This is a genomic window from Tianweitania sp. (assembly GCF_032053605.1).
In the GTDB taxonomy this organism is placed as follows: domain Bacteria; phylum Pseudomonadota; class Alphaproteobacteria; order Rhizobiales; family Rhizobiaceae; genus Tianweitania.
Genome location: NZ_DAMBUH010000001.1, coordinates 112,293 through 118,392 on the forward strand (window position 1 = coordinate 112,293; position 6,100 = coordinate 118,392).

At 62.9% G+C, this 6,100-nt stretch carries 5 protein-coding genes and 1 pseudogene; all 6 read right to left on the reverse strand.

Annotated features, from left to right (window positions below; all coding sequences use genetic code 11):
* The coding region (locus RTX98_RS00570; RefSeq protein WP_312793862.1) for a sodium-translocating pyrophosphatase at positions 1 to 2,082 on the reverse strand (2,082 nt) is incomplete at its 3' end.
* A gap of 168 nt (positions 2,083 to 2,250) precedes the next feature.
* A pseudogene (locus RTX98_RS00575) lies at positions 2,251 to 3,452 on the reverse strand (MFS transporter).
* Positions 3,449 to 3,961 carry a transcription antitermination factor NusB gene (nusB, locus tag RTX98_RS00580; protein ID WP_312793863.1) on the reverse strand — a complete coding sequence of 171 codons (513 nt, stop codon included), beginning with the start codon at positions 3,959 to 3,961 and terminating at the stop codon, positions 3,449 to 3,451. The pseudogene RTX98_RS00575 and the gene nusB overlap by 4 nt, the downstream one beginning before the upstream one ends.
* A 3-nt stretch (positions 3,962 to 3,964) precedes the next feature.
* Positions 3,965 to 4,420 carry a 6,7-dimethyl-8-ribityllumazine synthase gene (gene ribH / locus RTX98_RS00585; protein ID WP_312793864.1) on the reverse strand — a complete coding sequence of 152 codons (456 nt, stop codon included), beginning with the start codon at positions 4,418 to 4,420 and terminating at the stop codon, positions 3,965 to 3,967.
* 414 nt (positions 4,421 to 4,834) lie between these two features.
* Positions 4,835 to 5,452 carry a riboflavin synthase gene (locus tag RTX98_RS00590; protein WP_312793909.1) on the reverse strand — a complete coding sequence of 206 codons (618 nt, stop codon included), beginning with the start codon at positions 5,450 to 5,452 and terminating at the stop codon, positions 4,835 to 4,837.
* Positions 5,452 to 6,100, reverse strand: a 649-nt coding sequence (locus RTX98_RS00595; RefSeq protein ID WP_312793865.1) for a RibD family protein, incomplete at its 5' end; no start/stop codon positions are given. The genes RTX98_RS00595 and RTX98_RS00590, both read right to left, overlap by 1 nt.

Consider the following 6,100-nt stretch of genomic DNA (forward strand, 5'->3'; position numbering starts at 1 on the left):
AGGCCCCGCCGTATCCTTGTAGGGATCGCCGACCGTATCGCCGGTCACCGACGCCTTATGCGCGTCCGAGCCCTTGAGGTGGCGGGTGCCGTCCTTGTCGACGAAACCATCCTCGAAGCTCTTCTTCGCATTATCCCAGGCACCGCCGCCCGAGGTCATCGAAATCGCCACGAACAGCCCGTTGACGATGACGCCCAACAGCGACGCGCCGAGGGCTGCGAAAGCCGAAGCCTTGGAGCCGGAAATCAGCAGCACGCCGAAATACACGACGAGCGGCGCCAGTACCGGCAGCAGCGAGGGCACTATCATCTCCTTGATCGCCGCCTTGGTGAGGATATCCACAGCGCGGGCGTAATCCGGCTTGGACGTTCCCTGCATGATGCCGGCATCGGCGCGGAACTGCCGACGCACCTCCTCGACGATGGACCCTGCGGCTCGACCCACGGCTGTCATGGCGATGCCGCCGAACAGGTAGGGAATCAGGCCGCCGAAGATCAGCCCTGCCACCACATACGGGTTTGAAAGGTCGAAGGAGACGGTGCCTATATCCGAGAAGTAGGGGAAAAGCGTCGGGTTCGATGCGAAATATTGCAGGTCGTAGCTGTAAGCGGCAAACAGCACCAGCGCGCCCAAACCGGCCGAGCCGATCGCGTAGCCTTTGGTGACGGCCTTCGTTGTGTTGCCGACCGCATCGAGCGCATCGGTGGATTGCCGGACTTCCTTGGGCAGGCCCGACATTTCGGCAATGCCGCCGGCATTGTCGGTGACAGGGCCGAACGCATCCAGCGCAACGATCATGCCGGCGAGGCCCAGCATCGTCGTGACCGCGATCGCCGTGCCGAACAGGCCGGCAAGCTGGTAGGTCGAGATGATGCCGCCCACAATCACGATCGCCGGAAGCGCGGTTGATTCGAGTGAGACCGCCAGACCCTGGATCACGTTGGTGCCGTGACCGGTCACCGATGCCTGGGCAATGGAGTTCACCGGACGTTTGTTGGTTCCGGTGTAGTATTCGGTGATGACCACGATCAACCCGGTCACGATGAGGCCCAACAACCCGCAGGTAAAAAGGCTGAGCCCGGTGACAATCATGCCGTTGGCCGAGCCGATGTCACCCCAGCCGACCGTCAGCTGCGTCGCGAGCGCCAGACCGACGATCGACAGCAGACCGGTGACGATCAGGCCCTTGTAGAGCGCGCCCATGATCGAGCCATTCGACGAGAGCTTCACAAAAAAGGTGCCGATGATCGAGGTGATGATGCAGGTGCCGCAGATGCCGAGCGGGTAAAGCAGCACGCTCGACAGAACGTCGGTGCCGGCAAAGAAGATCGCGCCGAGAACCATGGTCGCGACGACGGTCACCGCATAGGTCTCGAACAGGTCGGCCGCCATGCCCGCGCAATCACCGACGTTGTCGCCGACATTATCCGCGATGGTTGCGGGGTTGCGGGGATCGTCTTCCGGGATCCCCGCTTCGACCTTGCCGACGAGATCGCCGCCGACGTCCGCGCCCTTGGTGAAGATGCCGCCGCCCAGACGCGCGAAGATCGAGATCAGCGATGCGCCAAAGCCCAATGCCACCAGCGCATCGATGACTTCACGCGGAAGCTGGTTGTTGGTGATGGCGTAACCCATCGGCCCGATCAGAACCCAGAAATAAACCGCGACACCGAGCAGCGCGAGACCTGCCACCAGAAGGCCGGTAATCGCGCCTGACTTGAAGGCGATGTTCAGGCCTGCCGCCAGGCTGTTTGATGCGGCCTGTGCCGTACGGACATTGGCGCGCACGGACACGTGCATGCCGATAAAGCCGGCGACACCCGACAAAACCGCGCCAATCAGGAAGCCGATGGCGGCGGTGGCGGACAACAGCCACCAGACGACGAGGAAGACCACGACGCCGACAATGGCGATCGTGGTGTATTGACGCGCGAGATAGGCCTGCGCGCCTTCGCGGATTGCGGCCGAAATCTCTTGCATGCGCGCGCTACCCTGGTCGGCTGCGAGAACCGACCGGGTCGCCCATATCGCATATGCAAGAGAAAGCAGACCGCAGAGAATGACGACGGTAAGCATGGTCATTGCCTGGGATTTCCTCCGGTTTCGTCCGGCGAACCCCTCCCCGGACGCAAAGCGAGACCCTGGACAGGACACTCCGATCCCGGCCCCTTCCTTAGGGGTAGGCCCTGGAAGCGGAGATCGTCAAGCGGAAGACGACTCGTCGCGGTCGCAAACGGGGCTCGTGCCTGATCAGGCGAGAAGCTGGCGGCGCTGCTTGACCAAGGGAACAAGGACGACGAAGCAGACCGCGACAACGGGGAACACGATCCAGTTCAGCATGTCCCAGCCATAGGCATTGTAGACCTGGCCGGACATCAGGGAGGCAAAGGCCACGCTGCCGAACAGAACCGAATCGTGAAAGCCAAGAACGCGCGAGCGTTCGGACGGGCGGTAGGTCTGCGCCGTCATGGCCGTGGAACCGATGAAGCCGAAGTTCCAGCCAAGGCCGAGGATGATGAGCGACGTCCAGAACTGCCAGAGTTCGATACCGGACAGAGCAATCAACGCGCAGACAACGAGCAGAATGAGGCCGACGGTGACGATGACCGGTGCGCCGAAGCGGTTGATCAGCCGCCCGGTGAAGAAGCTCGGCCCGAACATCGCCATCACATGCCAGGAAATGCCGAGCGTCGCCTGATCCTGCGTGAAGCCGCAGCCGACCATGGCGAGTGGCGCGCCGGTCATCACGAAGCTCATCAGCGCATAACTGCCGACGCCACAGGTCAAGGCCGCTACGAAGCGCGGCTGGCTGATGATCTCGCGCAAGGGTCGCGCCGGCTCAATGTCGGCGTTTCCGGTCGACTTGGCAGCAAGAGCGCGACGCGGCAGAAATGAAAGGAGAACACCGCCAACCGCGCAATACCAATGATCGAGGCAAAAGAACCGGCGAACATGACGGGCGCCAGTAGCTCGCGCGTGAAGATCACGATCTGCGGTCCGAGAATGGCGGTGAGCACGCCTCCGGTCATGACAAAGGAAATGGCTCGGGCCTTGAACTCCGGCGGCGCATTGTCGGCAGCCGCAAACCGGAATTGCTGCACGAAGGCGCCACCAAGGCCGACCACCAAGAGGCCGACCACGAGCACCCAGAAGTTGCCAGCATACAAAGCGGAAGTGGCGATTGCTCCGCCGGCCGCTGTCGTGACGACACCGGCGAGAAAGCCGCCGCGTTGGCCGAGCATGCGGATTGCAGCGGCAGCTGGCAATGCGCCCAAGGCGACACCGAGCGTGTAACCGGTCACCGGAGCGGTGGCGAGCGCCTTGTCCTGGTCGAGCAGATAGGAGCCGGCAAGGGCTCCGATCGAGATGCAGATCGGTCCCGCGGCCCCGACGATAGCCTGGGCAAACGCGAGGATCAGTGCCGTCCTGCGCGCTTCTGCCGGGCTTGTCATCCCACGTCCTTGCCGGGATCGCGTCCACGGCCCTCGCCCCGAATGCGGCGCGCCACGCGGTCGAGCACCGCGTTCACCAGCTTCGGCTCGTCTTCGAGGTAGAAGGCCTTGGCGATGTCGACATATTCGGACACGATCACCGCTACCGGCACGTCCTGGCGGCGCATCAGCTCGTAAACACCGGCGCGGAGAATGGCACGCAGGGTCGAATCAAGGCGCGACAACGGCCAATCCTCGGTCAGCGCCTGGCGAATAACCGGATCGATCGTCTTCTGGTCTTCCACGACGCCCGACAGGATGGCGCGAAACCACTGGGCGTCGGCATCGCGATAGGTCGCCCCATCGACTTCCTTGCCGAGCCGGAACGCCTCATATTCCGCGGCAATTTCCAGCACGCCGGTTCCGGCGACATCCATCTGGTACAGCGCCTGCACGGCAGCGAGCCGAGCTGCGCCGCGCTTGTTCACCTGGCGGATCGGGGCGGCCTCGTTGGTTGGATTGTCAGACAATCCTCAAGCCCCCAGCTTTGTGCGCAAGGCGATCATCGTCAGTGCAGCGCGGGCAGCGGAACCGCCCTTGTCGAGTTCGCTGCGCTTGGCCCGCGTCCAGGCCTGCTCGTCGTTTTCGGTGGTCAGGATGCCGTTGCCGATCGCCAGCGACTCGTCGACGGAAAGCTCCATCAAGGCGCGGCAAGACTCGTTTGCCACGATGTCAAAATGGTAGGTCTCGCCGCGAATGACGGTACCAAGCGCGACATAGCCGTCGTAATCGGTTCCGCCGTGCTCGGCGGCATCAAGCGAAAAGGTGATTGCGGCCGGAATTTCCAGCGCACCCGGCACGGTCACGACATCATAGGTGGCACCGGCAGTCTCGAGGGCAGCCTTCGCGCCATCAAGCAATGCGTCGGCGAGATCGTCGTAGAAGCGCGCTTCTACAATCAGCAGATGGGGCTTGTTGCTGTCGGCCATGTCAGTCTCCGGAAGAGGCGCTGACTTAGGCCGAACGCGCGAAGAGCGCAAGAAAGGAATGGTCTAGCGAAGGCGACGATGTGTCAGCGCTTCACGGAGCGCTCGTGCAGGATCACGGCGACATACCCCATCACCACCACAATGGCCGGAGTAACGACATACGCCAAGATCCAATACTCGTTCATCGCAAGCTCCTCAGAACACGCCGTGCAAAGTAAAGTAGTGCCACGACGGCCGATAACCAAGTCACGAGACCGATACCAAATATGAGCAGCATCGCGGCCTCGCGAAAACCACCCAAGTTATAGAAGTAAGCTGCGGTCGGCGTCAAAATACCGACTGTAAAGCAGGCGGTCGATGCACAATCGAGCGCGTTTGCGAAAAGCTTGGTTCGTTCATTCTGAACAAGCTGACTCACAGCCCCTGCTCGCGCGCTTCCACCAGTCGCGCGGCATAGCGGGCCATGGGGTCGACTTCGAGGTTGACGCGGTCGCCGACCTGACGGTCGCCCCAGGTGGTGACGGTCAGGGAGTGGTGAATGAGGAGCACGTCGAAGCGCTGGCCCTCGACCTTGTTGACGGTCAGCGAGGTGCCATCCAAGGCAATCGAGCCCTTCGGCGCGATGAACTTTGCCAGTTGAACCGGTGCTTCCAGCGTGAAGCGGACGGCTTCGCCCTCATCCGTGCGCTCCACGATCGTGGCCATCCCGTCGACATGGCCGGACACGATGTGACCGCCGAGTTCGTCACCCATCTTGAGCGCGCGCTCCAGGTTGAGCGCCGTTCCTTCGCTCCACTCTCCGGCAGAAGTCAGACGCAGGGCTTCTTCCCAGGCTTCGACATCGAACCAGCGCATGTTGGAGGACGCGTCCGGCAGTTCCACGACGGTGAGGCACACGCCGGAGCAGCTGATGGAAGCGCCGATCTCGATCGTTGCGGGATCATAGGCTGTTTCAATGCGCAGGCGCTTGCCGCCGTCGCGCGGCGTGATGCGGCCGATGCGACCGATGTCGGTGACAATGCCGGTAAACATCAGGGAACCCTCACCCATTCTTGGCCGATATCCGCGCCGAAGCGGCTTTCGCGCAGGAGGCGGAAGCTCGGCGGCACGGTTGCCGGCGTGATCGGCGCGCGCACGCCCGCGTTTCCGATTTCTCTAGTGCTGCTGAACAGCACCAAACGATCAACGAGGTCTTCGGCCAGAAACTGTCCGGCTGCATCCGCGCCGCCCTCCACCATCAGCGTGCCGATGCCACGGGCGCTCAGGTCTTCGAGCAGTTCAGGCAGTGCCACGCGGCCTTCATGCGCTTCCGTCGCCAGGAAGGTGACGCCGCGCGACTCGAGTTCCGAACGCTGGCTGGACTGGATGGCATTCGGGAGAGCGGCTACCATCGTCGGCACCATGCGCGCGGTCACGGCCAGCTTGGCGCTTGCCGGCAAGCGTGCGTTGCGATCGAGCACGATGCGGACGGGCGAGCGCGCTTCCAGGCCGGGAAGACGGCAGGTCAGTTCGGGATCATCGGCCAGTGCCGTCTTGATGCCGATCAGGATTGCGTCGGATTCGGCTCGCATGAGATGGACCTGCCGCCGCACGGTCTCACCCGTGACCGCTACCCTGCCCTCATCGGTCAGCCCGATCATGCCGTCTGCGGAAACCGCAAGCTTCAGAGTCACTTCCGGC